Source organism: Hathewaya proteolytica DSM 3090 (assembly GCF_900142225.1).
Classification (GTDB): Bacteria; Bacillota; Clostridia; order Clostridiales; family Clostridiaceae; genus Hathewaya; species Hathewaya proteolytica.
Genome location: NZ_FRAD01000005.1, coordinates 15,939 through 36,593, shown reverse-complemented (window position 1 = coordinate 36,593; position 20,655 = coordinate 15,939). Strand labels below are relative to the sequence as shown.

Here is a 20,655-nt window from a genome sequence, read left to right as displayed (position 1 = left end):
GGTAGGTGATAAGGATGGCTGAAAAAGAGGTTAAAATAAGATATAAAAAATCTGATAAAGTCAAATTAAAGAAAGATGGAAGTCCATCATCTCAAGGTAAGCTTGGTGGACAACCAATGAAATTTTCTAGTCCAAAAGAAATGGAAGAAAAGATAAATGAATATTGGGATTGGGCAAAAGAAAAAGAGTTACATTACACGATGACAGGTCTTGCTGCTTATTTAGATATTGATTATCAAACTTTATTAAATTATGCAGAATGTGATAAGAATGGATGGTTAAGTAGTAAGACAGAGGAAGAAAGAAGACAGTATGTCGAGTTGATTAAAAGGGCGAAGCGATTTATGGTTATGTATTATGAGGAAAGACTATATGACCGTTCTAGTGCAACTGGTGGCATATTTGCTTTGAAAAATCTATGGGGATGGAAGGATAGACAAGAAGTCGTTAATGTGCAAGACAATAATATAAACATCGACTTAGAAGATATTAATAAAGAATTAGAAGAACTAGAGTAATCACTCTATTTAAAATCAAAATTTTATTGTTATTTTTTTACTTATAAACAGTTCGTTTAGAGTATAGTTTAGATGAACTATTTTGTAATGCTTACAAATACGATTAATACGTTAGTAAAATATTATAAAATAGTTCGTAAAATATAATTGACTTTAAACGAACACTTATGTATAATTATCTTATAATAAAGTATGAGGTGATTATATGGAAACATATTTTTATATAAGGGTTAGTAGTAAGGAACAAAATACAATAAGACAAGAAGTAAAGGCAAAAGAATTGAATATCAGTATGGATAATATTTACATTGAAAAAGTAAGTGGTAAGAATGTAACAGATAGACCAGTTTTACAAAAGTTAATGAGTAAACTAAAACAAGGTGATAAGGTAATAGTAGATAGCATAAGTAGGTTTGCTAGAAATACAAAAGACTTACTAGAACTTACAGAACAATTAAATTTTAAGGGTGTTATATTTGTTAGCTTAAAAGAAGCAATAGACACAACCACAAATACAGGTATGTTTATGTTAACAATCTTTGGAGCAGTGGCACAGCTAGAGAGAGATTATATAAAAGATAGACAAAGGGAAGGTATAGATATAGCAGTACAAGAAGGAAAATATAAAGGCAGAAAAGCGATTGATTATCCAAACAATTGGGATAAGTATTATAGTATGTATAAGGATAAGACTATAACAGCAGTGGACTGTATGAAGTTATTAGGATTAAAGAAAACCACATTCTACAAGTTAATAAAGCAATATGAAGATTAAAGAAGGTTAATATGTACCTTCTTTTTTAATGCAATGTAATAGGTGTATATGGGGGTAGCCTTCAAAATGGGGTGTATTCATATATTATATATATCAAAAATATATTTTTTCAAATTTTAAACTTAGGTGAAGGGAGGTAATTATAATTTCTAATGCTAATAATAAAGATTTAAATATAACTATATCGCCTAAAATTTTTAATAAAATATACTTGCCACAGCTACAAAACTATAATACACGTTTTAATATTTATTATGGTGGAGCTGGCTCGGGTAAAAGTAAATTCGTTGTACAAAAGCTTATATTAAAGTATCTTAGATTTGCTAATCGTAAATGTTTGGTAGTTCGTAAAGTTAGCAATACTCTACGTGATTCTATATTTCAAGAATTTAAAACTATTTTGGGAGATTGGAAAATTTATAGTCGTTGTGAAGTAAAGGAAACTCTATTAACTATAATTCTACCTAATGGAAGTCAATTTATATTTAAAGGACTTGATGACCCTGAAAAGATAAAATCAATTTCTGGCATTGATGATATTATAATAGAAGAATGTACAGAAATTGATTTAACAGACTTTAATCAATTAAATCTAAGATTAAGATCTAAAAATAAGTATAACCAAATTCATTGTATGTTCAATCCAATTTCTAAAAGTAATTGGGTATATAAAAAATGGTTTGAAAATGAATACAATGAAGAAAATACAATGATACTTAAAACTACATATAAAGATAATAAATTTCTTCCACAAGATTATATTAAGTCTTTAGAAGAAATGAAGGATACTGACCCAGCATATTACAGAATTTACGCACTAGGTGAATTTGCTAGTCTAGATAAATTAGTGTATACAAATTGGGAGGTACAACATTTTAATTGGGAAGAATTAATTAAGCAAGATGATAACATAGCTTTATTTGGATTAGATTTTGGGTATGTAAATGACCCAAGTGCTTTTATTGCAATAGTAGTTAATAAATCTAAAAAGTTAATATATGTATTTGATGAAATGTATAAAAAGGGATTGTTAAATAATGAAATTGCTAAAGAACTTATTAGTAAAGGCTATAGCAAAGAAGTAATAACATGTGACAGTGCAGAACAAAAGAGTATAGAAGAGTTAAGGCAACATGGATTAAGAAGGGCAAAAGGTGCTAGGAAGGGTAGGGATAGTATTATAAACGGAATACAATTAATACACCAATACAAGCTAATAATACATCCTAATTGCATTAATATACAAGAAGAATTAAAGAATTATACTTGGCAAAAGGACAAATTAACTAAGGAATATATTAATAAGCCAATAGATAACTTTAATCATTTACTAGATGCGTTAAGATATGCTACAGAGGATTTACAAAAAGCTAAACATAAAATTAGTACAATGAAAATAGCAGGAATATAAAAAGGAAGGAGTGATAAATTTGATAGATAATAAAAAAATAGTAATGGATATACAAGACACAGATATTACAGTAGATTTAATAGAAAAACTATTAGATATACATACACCTATAGTTTCTAATCGTTTTAAAATATTAGATAACTATTACAAAGGTAAGCATGATATATTAAATAGACAGATTGCAGATAAAGATAAGCCTAATAACAAACCAATTACAAATTTCTGTAGTTATATTACAGATACATTGACAGGTTTCTTTGTAGGTAAGCCAGTAAGTTATTATAGTAATAATAAAGAATATCTTAATATATTAACAGAAATATTTGAATTAAACGATGAACAGGCCAAAAATCACGATTTAGCACATAAGGCTAGTATAAAAGGGCAGAGTTTTGAACTTGTATATTTAGATGAAGATGGTTTAATAAATTTTGATACATTAGATACAGATTCTGTAATAATGGTTTATGACAGTACAGTTAAAAATAATGTTAATATGGCTATAAGATATTATACAATACACAACTATTTAAATAATACAGATACAATTAATATTGATGTATACACTAAAACTAATATATATCATTATGTGAAAGAAGATAAAAATATTACATTTATTAATACAGAAGAACATTATTTTAAGGAAGTACCAATCGTAGAATACAGTAATAATCGTTACAGAATGAGTGATTTTGAACAGATTATAACTTTAAATGATATGTACAATAAAAATATAGCAGATATTGCAAACGATATAGAATACTTTAGTAATGCTTATTTAGCATTAAGTCAAGCAGAAGGAACGAATGGAGATGATATTAAAGCAATTAATCAAAATCGCGTTATCATACTACCTAATGGTGGGGATGCTAAATTCTTAACTAAACAATTGAATGATGCAGTAGTAAATAACCATAGAAATAACCTTTCTGATGATATACATAAAGTTAGTTATGTGCCTGATTTAAGTAAAGAAATTAATGCTAATGTTAGTGGTACTGCTTTAAAGACTAAAATGTTCACTACAACAGATATTCTAGTTTCTAAAGAACGTAAATTCAAGAAAGCTATTCAGAAACGTATTAGATTAATAACTAATATTCTTAATTTAAAAGGTAATGACTTTGATCCAAACGATATTAAAATAAACTTCCATTACAATTTACCGAGTGAGTTATTTGGTGACGCTGATAGTATTAGTAAGATGGGTACAATATTATCTCAAAGAACTATGTTACAAAATATTGGAATCGAGGATATAGACGAGGAAATAGAACAGATTAAAAAGGAACAGGAAAGCACATTTGATTTAGATACTATACAAGATACTGAATTAAAAATTAATAGTAATGGTTATGCAGAACATAAACATAGTGGTGATTCGGATGAATAACTTTGAATATTGGCAACAGAGACAAATTAAAATGATTAATTCTATTGATAAATTTACAGATAAACAGATAAGACAACAGTTGCTAGTAGAATATAAACGCAGTTTAAATGATATGTATTCTGTTACAGATGAACTATTCAGGAAGTATAGCACAAATGGCGAGTTATCTTTGAGTGAACTATACAAATATAATAGGTATAAAAAACTACAAGATGAAATTAAAAATATTATGTATGATTTAGGCAAAACTGAAAATAACTTTACTGATAAACATTTACTAGAGACTTACAATAATACAATAGATTTTAATATTAGTGAGTTAAATAAGCAAGGTATTAATATTAATGTTAAAAGCTTTGCAATACCAGTCAAGCAAGTAGAAAAATCACTAAGTTATCCTTGGAGTGGGGCAGATTACAGTTCTAGGATTTGGGATAATAAAAATAAGTTAGTAAAAAATTTACAACAAACTATTACACAGGGCATAATACAAGGTAAAAGTAATACTAATATGGCTAAAGATTTAAAAGGTGTAATGGATAAAGGAGCATATGAGTGTAGACGTCTAGTTAGAACAGAAACAATGCACATAGTAAACAGTGCTACACATGACAGTTATAGTAAAGTTGGAATAGAAAAGGTACAAATACTAATAGAAAATGATGAACGCACTTGTGATGAATGTATGGAATATGATGGAGTAATATTTAATATTGATGAAGCTCCTACGTTGCCAATTCATGCAAATTGTCGTTGTTGTTTAATAGCAGTAATTGAATAAAATAATAATCAAAGACTTAATTTATAGGTCTTATTTTTATGTCTTTTTACTTGTTGTAGACTGTAAAGAATAATATGGATGTTAAAATACAGTCATACGGACTTTAAACGGAAAGGAAAGAAATTATGGATAACATAGATACAAATATAGATACAACTAATACACAAGAATCTAGTGCAGTAGATTCTAAAGCAACACAGGAAGCTACTAATACCAACGTTGGAACAAATGGAACAAATGTAACAAATGGAACAAAGGATACACAAGAAAAAACTATTACAATGACACAAGAAGAATTAGATAAAATTATTACTAAAAGGCTTGAACGTGAAAGGGTTAAATTAGAAACAGAAAAGCAAGAAGCAGAAAAATTAGCAAAAATGAGTGCAGAAGAAAAAGCAAAATTTGAATTAGATAAACAGAAATCTGATTTTGAGAAAGAAAGACAGCAATTCCTACAACAGAAAATGGAATTAGAGATTACTAAACAATTAAATACAGAGGGGTTACCTTCTAATTTTGCAAAATATTTAATGGCTAATGAAGCTGAAACAGCTATGGCTAACATTAAAGAATTTAAAACTTTATGGACTAGTGCTTTAGAAATGGAAGTCAATAAAAGGCTTACAGGTAGTACACCAAAATCAGGTGGCAGTGCTACAATGGCATATTCTATAGAGGATTTAAAAGGAATGAGTATTGAAGATATTAACAAGAATTGGAACAAAATTAAGTAATTATTAAAAACTAAAAAACAAAAAAAGGATGGTAATTTATTATGGCAACAAGTACATTTATTAAAAATTTATGGGAAGCAAGAATTATAGCAAATTTTCATGAGGTGTCATTTGCAGACGCAGTAAGCACTAAACCTACAAAGGTAGATGGTAAAGTAATTTATTTTAACAGACCAACTGCAGGAGTAAGTAAGGATTATACAGGAACAATAGCATGGGATAAAGTAGTAGGCACACAATTAAGTTTAACTATGGATAAGCAGAAATATTTTGCAACCACTATGGATGATGTAGATGCAGTACAAGGAAATCCACAGGCACTTGACGCACAAGTACAGGAAGAATCTGCAGTTATGGCAGAGCAAGTAGACACAGATTTACTTAATGCATTGGTTACAGGAGTTAAGGCTTCTAATTATCCTTCAAAGGCAACAGCAGTAGCATTGACTAAAACAAATACCTATGATGAAATAGTTAATTTAGGAGTATTGCTAGGTAAATCTAAAGTACCAATGTCAGATAGATTTATATTTGTAAACAGTGAGATTGTTGGTTTGCTATGTAAAGATGATAGATTTACTAAAAATGTAGAAGTATTGGCTAATGGCATTGTAAGTAATGCTAAAATAAATGGTGCTACTGTAGTTATTACAGAATCAGTTCCAACTGGTAAAATAGTAATGGCACACAGAAGTGCAATTGGTTATGGTAAGCAATTAGATAATGTAGAAGCACTAAGACTAGAGAGTGCTTTTGCAGATGGTGTAAGAGGTTTAATATCTTATGGTTGTACAGCATTGAAACCTGAAGGCATAGCAGTATTGAATTATACAGTAGGAGCATAATAAGGAAGGGTTTATCCCTTCCCTTTTTATTAAGAAAGAAGGGGTAAATAAATGTTAGAAAATATTAAAATATTATTAAATCTAAAAGATACCAAGCAAGATGTTTTACTGAATTTGCTAATAGATAATATTAAACAAAAAATATTAAATTATACCGGCTTAATTACTATTCCAACTGAATTAGAGTATATAGTAATGGAGTTAACAATTATAAGATATAGAAAGCTAGGTTTAGAACATACTACAGGACAAAGTATGGGTGGTACAAATATAACTATTTATACAGAAGATATTCCACAAGAGTATAAAGAACAATTAGATAAATTTACATCTTCAGCTTCTAAAGGCAAGGTGAGGTTTTTATAATGGATATTGAATTAAGTGGATTTGATGAAGTTAGTAAAAACCTAGAAAATGCTAGCGATGAATTAATGGAAAAAATTATGAAAAACTTTACTAAGGCAATGATACAGGTAGAAAGAGATGTAAAAATAAATTGTCCAGTTGATGAAGGAAGATTACGTGCTTCTATAACCCATGAAGTTGAAAATACTGATGAAGTGATAGAAGGTGCAATATTTACTAATGTAGAGTATGCTCCTTTCGTAGAAATGGGAACTGGTATCTATGCAGAAAATGGAAGACAGACACCATGGTATTATCAGGACAAAAATGGTAATACTGTAAAAACAGTAGGACAAAATGGTAAACATTTTATGCAGGATGCAGCAGATAAAAATAAAGATAAATTACTAGAAATAATAAAGGATGGTGTTATATAAATGTTAGAAAACACAGTGGTTAAAATGCTAAACACTGATACTTTTATAAATGCTAACATTAGTATTTATCCTTTGTTTGACGTGCAATCTACTAATATAGAAGATTATATAACATATCAGGAAACGATTATTAATGGTGGTTTTATTAAGCAAAGCAGACTTGAGTTAAGGATTATCACAAGAGATGAAACTGTAAGGCAAAAATTAGAAAAAGCTATATTAGCTTTATTTGACAAAGAAGAGTATGATACAGGATTTATCGATGAAGAAAATAAAATTAATATATTAACAAGCCAATTAATTGGTGGGGGTAACATGAGTTATAGCAATGTAAAAAAGATAGAACAAATATTTATATTTAACGTTAAATACAAACAATTAATTTAAATTTGAAAGGAAAAAGGTGATATAAATGGCAGTAAGCAATGATGAAGTAATATTGGGTAGTGGTAAATTATATTTAATGGCTTATACGACAGGTGAGATGCCTACAGACCTTCTATTAGAAGTGCCTACAAATTCTGTAGGAAGAATAAAAGGTGGGGCAAGTCTTGAGTATAAACCGACAGAATATGCAGTAGAAGATGATGATGGACAAGTAGTTAAAAGATTTATAACCAAGGAAGAAGTAACATTTAAAAGTGGTATTCTAACATGGGCATTGGAAAATATTGAAAAATTAACACCTGCAAAAATATCTACAACAGAAAAAGAAAAAATATTAAAAATTGGTGGTAGTAAATCTTTAGTAAATTATGCTTTAAGATTTGTGCATACTAAAGATAATGGCAAGAAATTAAGAATAACTATGGTTGCAACGGCTGGAAATGGATTTGTATTAAAATTTGAAGGTGCTAAAGAAACTACAATAGATGCAGAATTTAAAGCAGTAAGTCAAGCAACAGGAACACTAGTAGAAATTAAAGAAGAACTATAAACAAAAGAAGGAGTGACGAGGAATGGTATTAGATTTAACAGTATTTAATCAAGAAACTTTTGACATAAAGTTTTCTGAAACAGAAACATTACATATAAAAAAGGCTGATGAAGAACTAGCTATTAAATTAGTAGCATATAGCATGGATAGTGCAGATACAGATATTAAAGATGTTATTAATAATGTAAATATTCTTATAAAAGAGATACTAAATCACAACACAGATAACAAAAAATTTACTAAGGCTGACATAGATAAAATGCAATTTAATGTTAAAATTGAAATACTAAGACAATATACAGAATTTATTTACAATATACAGAATAACCCAAACTAGCCATCCCCATTGTTCCTTCTATTGGTGAAGATAGTGGGGGTTTTAATTATTTAGAGTATGTAATGTATAGAATAAGAATGGTAGTTAAATATACTAATTCTACACAAGAACAGGTATTAAAAATGCCATGTGATTTATTCCAAGCAAACTTTAAATATGCTTTTATAGAAGATAAAATGAGTACAGAAGAAGGAAGAGAGTATTTAAAGAAAGCAGAAAGATTAAAAGTTACAGAGCTTGATTACAAAAAAATTAGAAAAATTAAAGGATATAAGGCTGAATAGTTTTATATCCTTTTTTTTAGAAAGGAGGTACATATATATGGCGATAATGGACTTAGGTGCATTAGGTTTAAAATTCTTAATTGATAAAACCAATTGGGGTAAGGGTTTTAAAGAAGCTGACGAAGACATAGAAAAACATGACTCGAAATGGAAGAGTTTTGCTAGCAATATGAGTGGCAAAATAAAAGGTGCTTGTATTGGTGCAGTTGCAGGAATAGGAACAGCAGTTGGTGCAATGGCATTAGAAGGTGCAAAAAATTTAGTTGGACTTGAAGATAATATGGCTAAATTTCAGTCTGCTACAGGAATGACTGCAGAAGAAACGGAAAAAGTACGTAAAACTGTAATGGAATTATATAAAGTTAATGAAGATAGTTATGAAGATATTGCAAAAACTGCAGAAGCACTACACAACAACATGGGGATGACAAGTGCAGACATTGATAAATATATGCAAAACTTTATGAATTATGCAAAAGTTACAGGACAAGCAAACGACGAAGCGGTTGGTGCAATTGATGATTTAGGCGATGCTTGGGGAATGACAACAGAAGAATCCGTAAGTGCTATGGATAAATTGCTAGTATTAAATCAAGATTATGGAATGAGTGTACAAGATAGTCAAAACGCATTAACTAAAATGGCTCCTGCATTACAATCTGCTAATATGAGTTTTGATGAAGGTACTGCATACATGGCAATGTTTGCACAAACTGGTATTGATGCAAGTACAGCAAGTACAGCATTTACCAAAGCATTGCAAAAAGTTAAAAGTCCTGATGAATTGCAAAAATTAATAAAAGATATACAGGATACTAAAGACCCAATGGAAGCATCTGCAAAAGCATCTGAACTGTTTGGAAGCAAAGCAGGTGTACAAATGGCACAGGCTTTAAGAGAATCTGATGTAGATATACAGAAATTTACTAAAAGCATGAATGAAACTACAGGTGCAGTAGATAAAGCAAGTGATGCTTACGATGGTAGTTTAAAGACACAATTATCACTTATGAAAAAACAACTGCAAGGATTATTTACAGATTTGGGCGAGAAATTAATGCCAGTAATTAAAAGTGTGGTAACATGGACACAACAGCATATGCCACAAATACAAGCAGTTTTTAGCACAGTATTTACATTTGTTGGAGATATACTAGGTAAAGCTATAGATGTTATAGGTAAAGTAATTAAGAGTATACAAGAATTTTACATTAAAAACAAGGCTACGTTTGACAAGGTTGGAGATATATTTAAATTACTTTATAAAAACATAAAAGAAATTATGGATAAAGTATGGGGTATAATCTCTAAAATATGGAAAATGATATCTGACTTTATGGATAAACATGGCACAAAAATAATGAAAATAGTAAGCACGGCTTTTGACTTTATAAAGAAATATATAGGTGATGTAATGGAAGTTATAAAAGCTATTATTGATACTGTTATGGCTATCTTAAGTGGAGATTGGGATAAGGCATGGGATGGAGTTAAAAAAATAGTATCTAAGGTATGGGATACTATAAAAGACTTAATTAAAGGTGCTTTAAAACTAATAGGAGATATTATAGCAGGAGTAGGCTCCATGTTATGGGATGTTGCTAAAACAGCATTTAATAAAATATGGGATGCAATTAAATGGGTATTTGAGCAATTATTAGATTGGCTTAAAGAAATAATTAGTGTACCAGTAGATATTATTACAGGAATTGGAAGCTCATTGTATGATGCAGGTAAGGCAATATTTACTAGTTTATGGGATGGTATAAAAGACATTTGGAAAAACATTAAAAAATGGGTACAGGATAAAGTAGATTGGCTTGTAAGTAAATTAAAATTTTGGGAAGACGGAAATAAAAAAATGGATAAGGATGATGGCAAAGATGATGGAAGTCACTACAATGGCTTAAACTATGTTCCGTATGATGGCTATAAAGCTAGACTACACAAAGGCGAGATGGTATTAAAAGAAGATGAAGCAGTGGTATACAGAAACGGTCAAGGTGGCAAAGGTGGTTTTACACAAAATGTAACAATAAATAGTCCTAAAGCTTTATCTCCAAGCGAGATAGCAAGACAAAATAAATATGCTTTACAACAATTTGCAACACAATTTTAAGGAGGTGTGGAATTGTGAAAACTTTAATATATAGAAATTGTAAAGGTATGGCAATAACAATTACTAATTCCATGCCTTTTGTATTACAAAAATTAGAAATATCAAATGGAATTAATATAAATACTGTAAAAGGTATAAAGCAGAATGGAAACACATATTTAAATAACAGTTTAGATAATAAAGATATAAACATAGACATAACAATAACAGCTAATACTTTAGTAGAATTAGAAGAATTAAAGAGCCGATTATATAAAGTATTTAATCCCAAACTAGGTTTAGGAGAGTTAATCTACATAGATAATTTTAAGCAACGTAAAATTAAATGTATGGTTGCTACAATGCCTATTCCTGAATTTTATGGCAACAATAGTTTTGCAAAATGTACTATAAATCTTATAGCATTTAATCCATTTTTTACCGATTTACTTGAGCATAGAATAGATTTATCAACGATGAAATTTGATGATGCTTTTCATTTTCCATTAAACATTGATGAAGCAACAAAAGGTGTACATTTTGGATATAAAGAAACAAGTACCACAGATGTATCTAATTGTTATAATGCAGGTGATATTACTACACCAGTAAAAGTTATATTTAAAAGCTATGGTACAGTTGTTAATCCAAAAATTACAAATACTACAACAAATGAATTTATAAAATTAAATAAAACTTTGACACAAGATGAAACAATAGAAATAACAACAGACTATGGAAATAAAAAGGTAACAAGTACAGTAAATAATACTACTACTAATGCATTTAATCTTATAGATTTATCCAGTACATTTATGGAATTAGAAAATGGAGATAATCTATTTAAGTTTGAAGCTGATACAGGAAGTAAAGATTTAGAGTGCTACATTTATTATTATAATCGTTATTTGGGGGTGTAGGGCATGGAGTTATATGTATTTAATCCACAATATGAATTTGTAGGCATCATAGAGGGATATTCTAGTTTTAGATGGATTAGAAGGTTTTATAATTGTGGTGAGTTTGAATTACACATTCCAATTAACACTAGAAATTTAGAGTTATTAGTAGAAGATAACTTAATATTAAAAAACGATGATACAGAAGTAGCAATAATTACAAGCAGGCAATTAAAATTAAATACAAATGGTATGCAAGAACTAACTATTCATGGAAGATTTATGAAGTATATTTTTAATCGTAGAATTATATGGGATACAGTAAATTACAATAATAATTTAACAGAGTTAATTATGATAGAACTAGTTAATAAAAATGTTATTAATCCAACAAATGTAAACAGAAAAATTCAAAATATTCAGTTAGGGGTAGTTAACAACTTTACTGATACTTTAAGTAAGCAAATAAGTTATAAAGATTTATTAGATAGTCTGTTCGATATAACAACAATAAGTAATATATCTTTTAAATTAGATTTTAATATTAATGATAAAAAGTTATATTTTAATACATTTAAAGGGTTAGACAGAACAGTAGGACAAAATACTAATATTAGAGCAATATTTAGCACAGAATTTGACAATATTCTAGAGCAAGAATATACAGATAGTAATGAAAATTTTAAAAATACTGTATTAATAGCAGGTGAAGGACAAGGCACACAAAGAAAAAAAGTAGTTGTCGGTGAGGACAATAGTGGCATAGCAAGGAAGGAAATGTTTATAGATGCAAGAGACATACAGAGCGATAATACAGATGTTACGTTGACACAAGAACAATATAACAATATATTAATAACGAAAGGTGTTGAAGCTTTAAAGCAATGTACAGATAATTATAGTTTTAACAGTGTTATAAATACAAACCAAACAAATTTAACGTATAAAAAAGATTATGATTTAGGGGATATTGTAACGTGTGTTAATACAGATTGGGGATTGCAAGTAGATACAAGGATTACAGAAATAGAAGAAGTGTATGAAAATGGTACAATACAAATTAATGTTGTTTTTGGAAATGAATTACCAACATTAATAGATAAACTTAAGTTTAAATTAAAAAATTAATATGAAAGGAAGATGATAAATATGGCAGAAAAAAGTGGTTTCTTTAATGCTAAAAAGCTTACAGATGGTAGCTATGACCGTACCTATATGGCAGAAGATTTTGGTATGTTTTTTAAGAATACACTGTCTAATGGTGTATTTTTGTGTGACGATAACAATGCTTTACAAGTTACATCAAGTGGCACAAACATGGCAGTAAATGTAGCATTGGGGAATGGACACATAAATGGACACATGTACACTAATACTACAAGCATGAGTATTACATTAGCAAATGCAGACCCAACTTTAGACAGAATAGATAGAGTAGTTTTGCAGTTAAGTGAGACCAACAGAGAGATAAAAATTGTAGTAAAGCAAGGCGCTTATAGTAGTGTAGCAGTTGCTCCTACTCTTACACAAAATGCAGACGTGTGGGAAATAGGACTAGCAGATATTTATATAGCAAGGGGTATTGCATGGGTAAGTACAAGTAGAAATATTAAAGATTTAAGGGAAGCAGTAAAAACACTTAATCAAGCAGTAGATATGCAAGATATTTATAACCAATACCATGATGCTTTGGAACAACTTAAAAATCAGAACGGAGATTTACTGGCATTGGTACAGAGGGTTTACAATTTAGAAGCTAGAACAAGATGTTTGTTGAGTTCTGCAGAACCTACACCCACAACAGCTGAACCCAATGTGTTTTACTTCATACCAGAGGTGATATAAATGGCTATAATGTATAAAGATGGCGATAAAATGTGTAAAATTGCTAAAATAATGTATTTAGATACGGCTACTAATACAATTAAAACTATGACAAGTTGCAAGGGATTAGTAGATGGGGTTGTGAGGGAGTTTTTACCACAACAAAGTCCAATAAATCCAATTTGGAGTGAAGGGTATGTAATGGAACATCAGTGTGTAAGTTGTATGGGATATAGCATTGGTAGTGATATATTTTATGTAGAAGGGAAAAGTACAAGTGAGATAGGTGCTTTTTATATGTATAACACAATAAATAATAGTAGGACATCTATTGGTAGTTGTTCTGTAGCTTTGTCATATTCAGCACATACATTGTTAGGAAATGAATTTGTTATGTATGGCGGACAGAATTATGGTGCTACACAAAGATTTTATCAAAAGTATAATTTGGATACAAAAAAATGGACTTCAGCAGATACACTAACTATTGCTAAACAAGAGGGTACGGCACAAGCTTACAATGGTTTAGTTTATATTTTTGGTGGCTACAATATATCACAAAAATTAACCTTTAACACATTGGATATATTTAACCCAATCAGCAATACGGTTAGTGCTGGTGCTACAATGCCACAAGCAAGACGTAACATGAAATCTGTAATAATAGACAGTAAGGTCTATATGTTTGGCGGTGGATTTAATACAATTTTAACATATGATATTTTAACACAAACATACAACGAAATATCAACTTTACCTAACAATGCCGTAAATTGCGATGGTTGTGTGGTTGTAAATAATAAAATATATGTATTAATAAATGGCGATGTATATATTTATAACCATGTAAACAATACGTTTAGTGACATAATTACAACAATGCCGATTAAACACAATAAAGATACTTTTATGATTAATTGTGAAAATAAAATATACTTTTTAGGTGGGCAATTAGCAGATGGTACAAGAGTTAATAAGATAAGTATTTTAACATTATAAATTACTAATAACAAAATAGGCAATAAATCTGATTACTTAATTAGTAGTCTTTTTTATTGCCTTAAAACTAAAACAAAAAACTTAAAAACTTAAAAAAGGAGTGACAATTATGGACACAAATGCAATTACAACTTTAATATCAAACTTAGGGTTCCCAATCGTACTAGTTTTGGGTTGTATGTACTTCATGTACAAGAAAGATCAACAGCAGCGTGAGGATAATAACAAACGTGAGGACAGGCTATATAGTCAATTAGATAACTTTTCTAAAACTATGGAAAACTTCAACAAAACTCTTACATCAATAGATACGAGATTATCACAGCTTGAAAGCAAAGATAAATAACATATAAGGCTAGAATTAATTTTCTAGTCTTTTTGTTCACAAAATAAAATTGAGGTGATAAATAATGGGAATTAAAACAGTATGTTTAGATTATGGACATTGTTTGAATGGTGCAGACACAGGTGCTAGAAGTCAATATGGTAAAGAAGAAGAGTTAACAAGGTTAGTGGGTAGAAAAGTTAGAAGCATACTAACTAGTCAAGGAATACAAGTTATAGAAACAGTTTATAATAATACCTTTAACAGTGTAAAAGACAGTTTAAATCATAGATGTAATGTTGCTAATCAATATAATGTAGATTTATTTATATCAATACATTTTAACTGTTATAATGGACAAGCTTATGGTACAGAAGTATTCACAAATAATGGTGCTAAATTACCTATAGCTGAAAGAATATTAAATAGTATTGTTAGTTTAGGATTTACTAATCGTGGTATTAAAGATGGACACAATTTAGCAGTAGTTAGAAATACAAATATGACATCAATGCTAATAGAATGTTGCTTTATTGATAATAAGGATGATATGAGTATATTTAATGTAGATGCTATGGCTAAAGCTATTGCCGAAGGAATATTGGGTAGGAAACTTACTGTTAATGCAGATAAAGAAATACATAATAATGTTAATACAAATAATACAACTAATAAAAGCAATGTAAGTAATAATAAATAACTAGACACTCAAGCTATAATACAACAATTGTATAATATTACTTGCAGTTTAAATCAATATGCAAGTACACATACAGATAATGCAAATGTATTAAATAATATAAAAGCTTTACAAGGAGTTATGGATTATATTAAAAGTAAGAAATTGCTTGTGATAGTATAAAATAAGAGGGTATTCTTAATTGAATATCCTCATTTTTTTGTTAATTTTCGTTAATTTTTAAAAAAGGGGTTGAAGTATTAATGTCAAAGTTTTATAATAGTTATAATAAAACACCAACTAATATTTAGGTACAAAAACCAATAAATATTACTATTTTTTTTGATTTTATTCTATTGATTAATTAACTAAAACCATTGGAATTGCTAGATTCTCTAAATAAGTTTAATCTTATAATTCAGAGTTTATTGCAATCGTAGCAGATAAACTTAGAATGGAAAATAAGGTCTCATAAACAAAGCCCTCTTATCATAGATTATATATATATCTATATAAGGGGGTTTTGTCTTTGGAATCATGTTGTGAAGTTAAAAGTGGTTTTCAAAGAATAAAAAGTCATATTCTTAAAAATATAAATTTGTATATCATCAGTTTCCTTTTTGTAACCATGGGTATAATAATCGGTGCCATCAGTGTGAAACACATGACCATGGAAGATAGGCAGTATGCCTTAAACTGGATAAGTGAATCCATTAATTCTCCTCAGGTCGAAACTGTAAAAAAAATAGACATTCTTATAGTAAGCATAAAAAACTACATACCTATGATACTGTGCATATGGTTTCTTGGGCTTACGGTGGTGGGATCTCCTTTTGTATTAATTTGCAATATAATTAAAGGTTACAGTTTGGGCTATAGTTTCTTTTTCATGGTGAGCAATTTCGGAAGACTTGGGGTATTGGTGGGTTTTGGCGCCGTTGTAATGCAAAATTTATTTTATATACCTGGTATTATGGAGATTTCTGTGAATTCTATGGACTTTTCTTTAAAAATTATACGGGAGAAGAATGAAAAAGTGAGTTTTGAAAAAATATTAAGGTATTCTTTTCGTGTATTATTTATGTGCTTTTTCATGTTATTTGGATCTTTAATTGAGACATTTCTAACTCCTCAGATTCTAAAGCTACTACTGCCATACTTATAGGGGTGTTTCAAAAAAATGTAATATTATTTTCCATCAAATTCATAATTAAATCTTCGCCAATTAGTGATAATCCTGCCGATTTTGGTAAAAATATAAGTGAAATTCAAAATAGGAGGAGTAAAGATGAAAAACAAAAGATTATCTATTGCAATCGTCACCATGGCAATGTTATTAAATATTATTTTCCCATGTGTGTGTGCTTATGCAAAACCAGCAAAAAGCATAGAAAAACAAAATAAAAGCCTGGACGTGGAAGCGAGATCAAGCTTATTAATAGAGCCAACTACAGGAAAGATTCTATTTGAGAAAAATAAAGATGAACAATACGCCCCAGCATCTGTTACAAAGATCATGACAATGCTTTTAACTATGGAGGCTGTAGACAGTGGTAGGATTTCTTTAAAAGACAAGGTCACAGTTAGCGAAAATGCAAAAAAAATGGGTGGCAGTACCATGCTGTTGGATACAGGAGAAGTTAGAACTGTAGAAGAGCTGATAAAGGGTGTTGCCATAGCATCGGGCAATGATGCTGCTGTAGCTTTAGGAGAGTATTTAGCTGGAAGTGAAGATGCCTTTGTTGAGTTGATGAATAAAAGAGCTGAAGAGTTAAAAATGACAAAGACCACATTTAAGAATTGCACTGGTCTCCCAGTTAGTGGACATTTGTCCACTGCTAACGACATATCCCTTATGTCCCTAGAGTTATTAAAACATCCTGATATACTAAAGTACACAGGAACTTATATGGAAACAATATCAGAAAACAGATTGGCTCCCATTGAACTTGTAAACCATAATAAACTGGTGAGATTTTTCCCAGGTTGTGATGGTCTTAAAACGGGATTTACTAATGAAGCTATGTACTGTATATCTGCCACAGCAGTAAAAAATAACGTGAGAATGCTATCCGTAATCATGGGAGCGCCTACATACAAGATTAGGAATAGGGATGCCTCTTCACTTATGAACTATGGATTTTCTAGATTTGAAAATAAAAATATAATAAAAAAAGATTGTGAAGTTGAAAAAATAGTGTTAGATAAAAAGGGCGAAAAGTTCATGATGGCCATGGCAAAAAAAGATTTTAATTTAACAGTTGAAAGAGGCACAGAATCAAAGATAGAAAAGAAAGTTGAATTGATTGATAAAAAACACTTTAAAAAGGGAGAAGAAATAGGTGTATGTAAAATATACGTAAATGATAAGTTGTGTGGGGAAGTAAAGGTTTACTCTGATAGAGAAATAAAAATTGGAAGCTTCTTTACAAATTTAAAGGAAAACATAACAAAGATATTTAACCATTCAATATAATATTATAAAATTAAAACACTGTGAATTGGAACATAAGAATTCATGGTGTTTTTTAATGGTTTCTGTTTTAAATTTACATGTCAAAATGATATAATGATAAGTGAGTATTTAAGTTAATGTTGTGTAGGAGTGTAAAATGTCGATAAATATAAAAGTAGAAAATTTTGAAGGACCTTTTGATCTATTACTTCATCTTATAAAAAAAAATGAGATGAGCATATACAATGTAAATCTAAGTGAAATTACAAATCAATATATGGAATATTTAAATAAGATGCAAGAACTGGATTTGGATATTGCTTCTGAATTCATTGTTATAGCAGCAACACTGCTTGAAGTTAAATCTAAAGCATTGTTGCCAAAGCCAACAAAAGAGGAAACCTCTGAAGAGGAAAACAATATATCACAGGAAGACTTGATTACAAAACTTTTGGAATACAATAAGTTCAAATACGTGGCTGGCTTTCTCCATGATAGAGAAGATTTTGGTTCTGGTATGGTGTATGCAAAGTTGCCGGAGATAATAGAAGATAAGGAAGAAGTGAACTTATCTGAGTTATTAAAAAATACTACCTTAGTATGGCTATACAATCTTTATTCAAAACTTATGAAGTTATACTATTCTAAAAAAAATGACAATGAAATACCTAAGCAAGTTTCTTTGGATGTTTATAGGATAGAAGATAAGATGGAAGAACTTAAAAATGTGTTTTCTCAAAAAAAGAGTTCTTTGTTTTCCGATGTGATAATTCAGTGTAACAGCAGAATAGAAGTAATTGTTACATTTTTGGCAGTGTTGGAGCTTATAAGATTAAATCAATTAAAAGTTGTTCAGGAGAGCAATTACTCCGATATATATATGGAAAGTAGGGTATAGTGTGGAAAATTTTAATGAAAACAATTCAAGATATTATTCAATTATAGAATCACTGCTTTTTGTCAGTGGAAATCCTTTAAAGCTTAGCGATATAGCTTCAACTTTAGAATGTAGCACAGATTTTGTACACAGTGTAATGGTTGAAATGGATGAGTTATACAAAAGGGAAGATAGGGGTATTCAACTTTATCGTCTCAATGACACATATCAATTGGTGACTAAAAAAGAGAACAGTACATATATACAACGGCTTCTTAAAATTAATACAAGGCAATCTCTATCTCAGGCGTCACTGGAGGTCCTTGCTATAATAGCTTACAAGCAACCTATTACAAGGGTAGAAATAGAAGAGATCCGTGGAGTAAAGTGTGATAGAGTCATAACAAATCTAACGGAAAAAGGGCTTATAAAAGAGATTGGGAGAAAAGATATAATAGGCAGGCCTATATTGTACAGTACCACGGAAGAGTTTTTAAGGTACTTCCAACTGCAAGATCTAAAGCAGCTTCCGAATATAGAGCAAATGACTTTTGATCTTCAGTAAATATTGTAAATATGGGGTGAAGTACTCTTTTGAAAATTTAAAATCATTTACTTCTGGATTAAGTCAGTTATTAAATTACGATGTATAATAACTGACTTTTTTCATGCAAATTGATTTGTACTTTAGCTAGGCTTTGTAACTTTAAGATGGCTTTGATACTTCACCTATAGCTAAGATTTTTGTTTATTTGTATTTTGAGGATCTTTCTTTTCTTCTTTTTTATCCTTTGTGGAGCAACAGCAATTGTTTTTCATCATATCTAATAACTGTGGAATGGAATCAATTATCTTGTTTACGGTATTTTCTTCGCCAACAGGAAGTATTCTGTAATTTCCATCCTTTATGAGAAGAAAAGCCACGGGTTTAACTGACAATCCTCCACCTGAACCGCCTCCGAAGGGGTATTCGCTGTTAAGTTCTTTGTCAAAATCATTTGGTGCAAATTCGCTACCGGCGGAAGCAAATCCTAAAGATACCTTGGAAACCGGAATTATTGTGCAGTTTCCTGTTCCGTTTATAGGTTTTCCTATGATGGTATCCACGTCTATGATGTTTTTAAGGTTTTCCATGGTTTTTTTCAAAAGTTCTTCAATTGGATGAGACATTTTTTTCACCTCTTATCTTGTTTTTTAGTATGTAATGCGTTATACGTATAATTTTCCCAATGCTTATATAAATTATACCGGTTATAGAGAATTCAAATAAATTTTTGCCGTAAATAGGCTTTATACTGACTTTACTTTTTTCTCTATCTAAAAACTTTAAAAAAAATTTTGCAATTATGTCTACAAATAAGGTAAGCGTGGGATACATAACGGCAGTGTAAAAGGCGTCCTCCACACCATACTTTATTTCGGTGTTTATGGTGCCAGCAACTTTTCTGTTTGAAAAAATGTGGTTTATTAAATTGTATATATACATAATCTTTTTCAATAAAGCACCATCCAATGAGGTGCTTTTATTATTTAAATTTTTCTTTGTTTTTTTCTTTGAAAATGGCAGTTTAATGCCATAAATGTATGTCAGGAATTTATTATTCTTAAATTGTAATGATATTTTTATAGGAAATGGGAAACATACTATTAAAGCTACCATTAGAAATAAAGTTATAATTTTCATTGGTATTGCCTCCAA

26 protein-coding genes are annotated in these 20,655 nt (G+C 29.7%); 24 read left to right on the top strand and 2 right to left on the bottom strand.

Annotated elements, in window-relative coordinates:
* The first annotated feature begins 14 nt into the window (after window positions 1-14).
* The 24 genes from BUA73_RS02895 to scpB all read left to right on the top strand — a co-directional run bounded on the left by BUA73_RS02895 (window position 15) and on the right by scpB (window position 19,521).
* On the top strand, window positions 15-518 hold the full coding sequence (locus BUA73_RS02895) for a terminase small subunit (RefSeq protein WP_072902157.1): 504 nt from the start codon (window positions 15-17) through the stop codon (window positions 516-518).
* 205 nt (window positions 519-723) lie between these two features.
* Entirely contained in the window at window positions 724-1,293 is a 570-nt protein-coding gene (locus tag BUA73_RS02890) for a recombinase family protein (protein ID WP_072902155.1), read from the top strand.
* 211 nt (window positions 1,294-1,504) lie between these two features.
* On the top strand, window positions 1,505-2,704 hold the full coding sequence (locus BUA73_RS02885) for a PBSX family phage terminase large subunit (RefSeq protein WP_341465301.1): 1,200 nt from the start codon (window positions 1,505-1,507) through the stop codon (window positions 2,702-2,704).
* Between the two features lie 19 nt (window positions 2,705-2,723).
* Entirely contained in the window at window positions 2,724-4,097 is a 1,374-nt protein-coding gene (locus BUA73_RS02880; protein ID WP_072902149.1) for a phage portal protein, read from the top strand.
* Entirely contained in the window at window positions 4,090-4,878 is a 789-nt protein-coding gene (locus BUA73_RS02875; RefSeq protein ID WP_072902147.1) for a minor capsid protein, read from the top strand. Before BUA73_RS02880 ends, BUA73_RS02875 begins: the two co-directional genes overlap by 8 nt.
* A gap of 125 nt (window positions 4,879-5,003) precedes the next feature.
* Window positions 5,004-5,615 carry a DUF4355 domain-containing protein gene (locus BUA73_RS02870; protein WP_072902145.1) on the top strand — a complete coding sequence of 204 codons (612 nt, stop codon included), beginning with the start codon at window positions 5,004-5,006 and terminating at the stop codon, window positions 5,613-5,615.
* A 41-nt stretch (window positions 5,616-5,656) separates the two neighbouring features.
* Window positions 5,657-6,460, top strand: coding sequence for a hypothetical protein (locus tag BUA73_RS02865; RefSeq protein WP_072902143.1), 804 nt, complete (start codon window positions 5,657-5,659; stop codon window positions 6,458-6,460).
* 51 nt (window positions 6,461-6,511) lie between these two features.
* A complete protein-coding gene (locus tag BUA73_RS02860; protein WP_072902140.1) occupies window positions 6,512-6,826 on the top strand; it encodes a phage head-tail connector protein in 315 nt (104 codons plus the stop codon).
* On the top strand, window positions 6,826-7,242 hold the full coding sequence (locus BUA73_RS02855) for an HK97-gp10 family putative phage morphogenesis protein (RefSeq protein ID WP_072902138.1): 417 nt from the start codon (window positions 6,826-6,828) through the stop codon (window positions 7,240-7,242). Before BUA73_RS02860 ends, BUA73_RS02855 begins: the two co-directional genes overlap by 1 nt.
* Window positions 7,243-7,629, top strand: coding sequence for a hypothetical protein (locus BUA73_RS02850; protein WP_072902136.1), 387 nt, complete (start codon window positions 7,243-7,245; stop codon window positions 7,627-7,629).
* A 25-nt stretch (window positions 7,630-7,654) separates the two neighbouring features.
* Complete coding sequence (locus BUA73_RS02845) at window positions 7,655-8,179, top strand: hypothetical protein (RefSeq protein WP_072902134.1); 525 nt, start codon at window positions 7,655-7,657, stop codon at window positions 8,177-8,179.
* Window positions 8,180-8,201: 22 nt separating this feature from the next.
* Window positions 8,202-8,516 carry a hypothetical protein gene (locus tag BUA73_RS02840; protein ID WP_072902132.1) on the top strand — a complete coding sequence of 105 codons (315 nt, stop codon included), beginning with the start codon at window positions 8,202-8,204 and terminating at the stop codon, window positions 8,514-8,516.
* A gap of 62 nt (window positions 8,517-8,578) precedes the next feature.
* The gene (locus BUA73_RS02835; RefSeq protein ID WP_072902129.1) at window positions 8,579-8,800 is read left to right on the top strand and encodes a hypothetical protein; all 222 of its coding nucleotides are present in this window, start codon (window positions 8,579-8,581) and stop codon (window positions 8,798-8,800) included.
* Window positions 8,801-8,837: 37 nt separating this feature from the next.
* Complete coding sequence (locus BUA73_RS02830; protein ID WP_072902127.1) at window positions 8,838-10,919, top strand: phage tail tape measure protein; 2,082 nt, start codon at window positions 8,838-8,840, stop codon at window positions 10,917-10,919.
* Between the two features lie 14 nt (window positions 10,920-10,933).
* Window positions 10,934-11,818, top strand: a complete 885-nt coding sequence (locus tag BUA73_RS02825; protein WP_072902125.1) for a phage tail domain-containing protein — start codon at window positions 10,934-10,936, stop codon at window positions 11,816-11,818.
* Between the two features lie 3 nt (window positions 11,819-11,821).
* Window positions 11,822-12,925 carry a siphovirus ReqiPepy6 Gp37-like family protein gene (locus tag BUA73_RS02820; RefSeq protein ID WP_072902123.1) on the top strand — a complete coding sequence of 368 codons (1,104 nt, stop codon included), beginning with the start codon at window positions 11,822-11,824 and terminating at the stop codon, window positions 12,923-12,925.
* Window positions 12,926-12,946: 21 nt separating this feature from the next.
* Entirely contained in the window at window positions 12,947-13,642 is a 696-nt protein-coding gene (locus BUA73_RS02815) for a hypothetical protein (RefSeq protein WP_072902121.1), read from the top strand.
* Entirely contained in the window at window positions 13,643-14,620 is a 978-nt protein-coding gene (locus BUA73_RS02810; RefSeq protein WP_072902118.1) for a Kelch repeat-containing protein, read from the top strand.
* Between the two features lie 109 nt (window positions 14,621-14,729).
* Window positions 14,730-14,966, top strand: a complete 237-nt coding sequence (locus BUA73_RS02805; protein WP_072902116.1) for a hypothetical protein — start codon at window positions 14,730-14,732, stop codon at window positions 14,964-14,966.
* 64 nt (window positions 14,967-15,030) lie between these two features.
* Complete coding sequence (locus BUA73_RS02800) at window positions 15,031-15,645, top strand: N-acetylmuramoyl-L-alanine amidase (protein WP_072902113.1); 615 nt, start codon at window positions 15,031-15,033, stop codon at window positions 15,643-15,645.
* Window positions 15,646-16,153: 508 nt separating this feature from the next.
* A complete protein-coding gene (gene spoIIM, locus BUA73_RS02795) occupies window positions 16,154-16,789 on the top strand; it encodes a stage II sporulation protein M (protein ID WP_072902111.1) in 636 nt (211 codons plus the stop codon).
* 123 nt (window positions 16,790-16,912) lie between these two features.
* The gene (locus tag BUA73_RS02790) at window positions 16,913-18,100 is read left to right on the top strand and encodes a D-alanyl-D-alanine carboxypeptidase family protein (RefSeq protein WP_072902109.1); all 1,188 of its coding nucleotides are present in this window, start codon (window positions 16,913-16,915) and stop codon (window positions 18,098-18,100) included.
* A 136-nt stretch (window positions 18,101-18,236) separates the two neighbouring features.
* Window positions 18,237-18,977, top strand: a complete 741-nt coding sequence (locus BUA73_RS02785) for a segregation/condensation protein A (protein ID WP_072902106.1) — start codon at window positions 18,237-18,239, stop codon at window positions 18,975-18,977.
* 1 nt (window position 18,978) lies between these two features.
* Window positions 18,979-19,521 (top strand): SMC-Scp complex subunit ScpB, encoded by a 543-nt coding sequence (gene scpB, locus BUA73_RS02780; RefSeq protein ID WP_242942316.1) that lies wholly within the window; start codon window positions 18,979-18,981, stop codon window positions 19,519-19,521.
* Between the two features lie 170 nt (window positions 19,522-19,691).
* On the opposite strand, the gene ytfJ is transcribed toward scpB, so the two are convergent.
* Both ytfJ and BUA73_RS02770 read right to left on the bottom strand, forming a co-directional pair.
* Entirely contained in the window at window positions 19,692-20,126 is a 435-nt protein-coding gene (ytfJ, locus tag BUA73_RS02775) for a GerW family sporulation protein (RefSeq protein WP_072902103.1), read from the bottom strand.
* Window positions 20,110-20,640: a hypothetical protein gene (locus BUA73_RS02770; protein ID WP_072902101.1), complete on the bottom strand. Its 531-nt coding sequence runs from the start codon at window positions 20,638-20,640 to the stop codon at window positions 20,110-20,112. Before BUA73_RS02770 ends, ytfJ begins: the two co-directional genes overlap by 17 nt.
* Window positions 20,641-20,655: the final 15 nt, after the last annotated feature.

What these genes read in the sequence shown, in the direction of transcription:
- BUA73_RS02895 (WP_072902157.1), top strand. Translation starts at nt 15, where the DNA reads ATGGCTGAAAAAGAGGTTAAAATAAGATATAAAAAATCTGATAAAGTC.
- BUA73_RS02890 (WP_072902155.1), top strand. Translation starts at nt 724, where the DNA reads ATGGAAACATATTTTTATATAAGGGTTAGTAGTAAGGAACAAAATACA.
- BUA73_RS02875 (WP_072902147.1), top strand. Translation starts at nt 4,090, where the DNA reads ATGAATAACTTTGAATATTGGCAACAGAGACAAATTAAAATGATTAAT.
- BUA73_RS02870 (WP_072902145.1), top strand. Translation starts at nt 5,004, where the DNA reads ATGGATAACATAGATACAAATATAGATACAACTAATACACAAGAATCT.
- BUA73_RS02865 (WP_072902143.1), top strand. Translation starts at nt 5,657, where the DNA reads ATGGCAACAAGTACATTTATTAAAAATTTATGGGAAGCAAGAATTATA.
- BUA73_RS02860 (WP_072902140.1), top strand. Translation starts at nt 6,512, where the DNA reads ATGTTAGAAAATATTAAAATATTATTAAATCTAAAAGATACCAAGCAA.
- BUA73_RS02855 (WP_072902138.1), top strand. Translation starts at nt 6,826, where the DNA reads ATGGATATTGAATTAAGTGGATTTGATGAAGTTAGTAAAAACCTAGAA.
- BUA73_RS02850 (WP_072902136.1), top strand. Translation starts at nt 7,243, where the DNA reads ATGTTAGAAAACACAGTGGTTAAAATGCTAAACACTGATACTTTTATA.
- BUA73_RS02845 (WP_072902134.1), top strand. Translation starts at nt 7,655, where the DNA reads ATGGCAGTAAGCAATGATGAAGTAATATTGGGTAGTGGTAAATTATAT.
- BUA73_RS02840 (WP_072902132.1), top strand. Translation starts at nt 8,202, where the DNA reads ATGGTATTAGATTTAACAGTATTTAATCAAGAAACTTTTGACATAAAG.
- BUA73_RS02835 (WP_072902129.1), top strand. Translation starts at nt 8,579, where the DNA reads ATGTATAGAATAAGAATGGTAGTTAAATATACTAATTCTACACAAGAA.
- BUA73_RS02830 (WP_072902127.1), top strand. Translation starts at nt 8,838, where the DNA reads ATGGCGATAATGGACTTAGGTGCATTAGGTTTAAAATTCTTAATTGAT.
- BUA73_RS02820 (WP_072902123.1), top strand. Translation starts at nt 11,822, where the DNA reads ATGGAGTTATATGTATTTAATCCACAATATGAATTTGTAGGCATCATA.
- BUA73_RS02815 (WP_072902121.1), top strand. Translation starts at nt 12,947, where the DNA reads ATGGCAGAAAAAAGTGGTTTCTTTAATGCTAAAAAGCTTACAGATGGT.
- BUA73_RS02810 (WP_072902118.1), top strand. Translation starts at nt 13,643, where the DNA reads ATGGCTATAATGTATAAAGATGGCGATAAAATGTGTAAAATTGCTAAA.
- BUA73_RS02805 (WP_072902116.1), top strand. Translation starts at nt 14,730, where the DNA reads ATGGACACAAATGCAATTACAACTTTAATATCAAACTTAGGGTTCCCA.
- BUA73_RS02800 (WP_072902113.1), top strand. Translation starts at nt 15,031, where the DNA reads ATGGGAATTAAAACAGTATGTTTAGATTATGGACATTGTTTGAATGGT.
- BUA73_RS02790 (WP_072902109.1), top strand. Translation starts at nt 16,913, where the DNA reads ATGAAAAACAAAAGATTATCTATTGCAATCGTCACCATGGCAATGTTA.
- BUA73_RS02785 (WP_072902106.1), top strand. Translation starts at nt 18,237, where the DNA reads ATGTCGATAAATATAAAAGTAGAAAATTTTGAAGGACCTTTTGATCTA.
- ytfJ (WP_072902103.1), bottom strand. Translation starts at nt 20,126, where the DNA reads ATGTCTCATCCAATTGAAGAACTTTTGAAAAAAACCATGGAAAACCTT.
- BUA73_RS02770 (WP_072902101.1), bottom strand. Translation starts at nt 20,640, where the DNA reads ATGAAAATTATAACTTTATTTCTAATGGTAGCTTTAATAGTATGTTTC.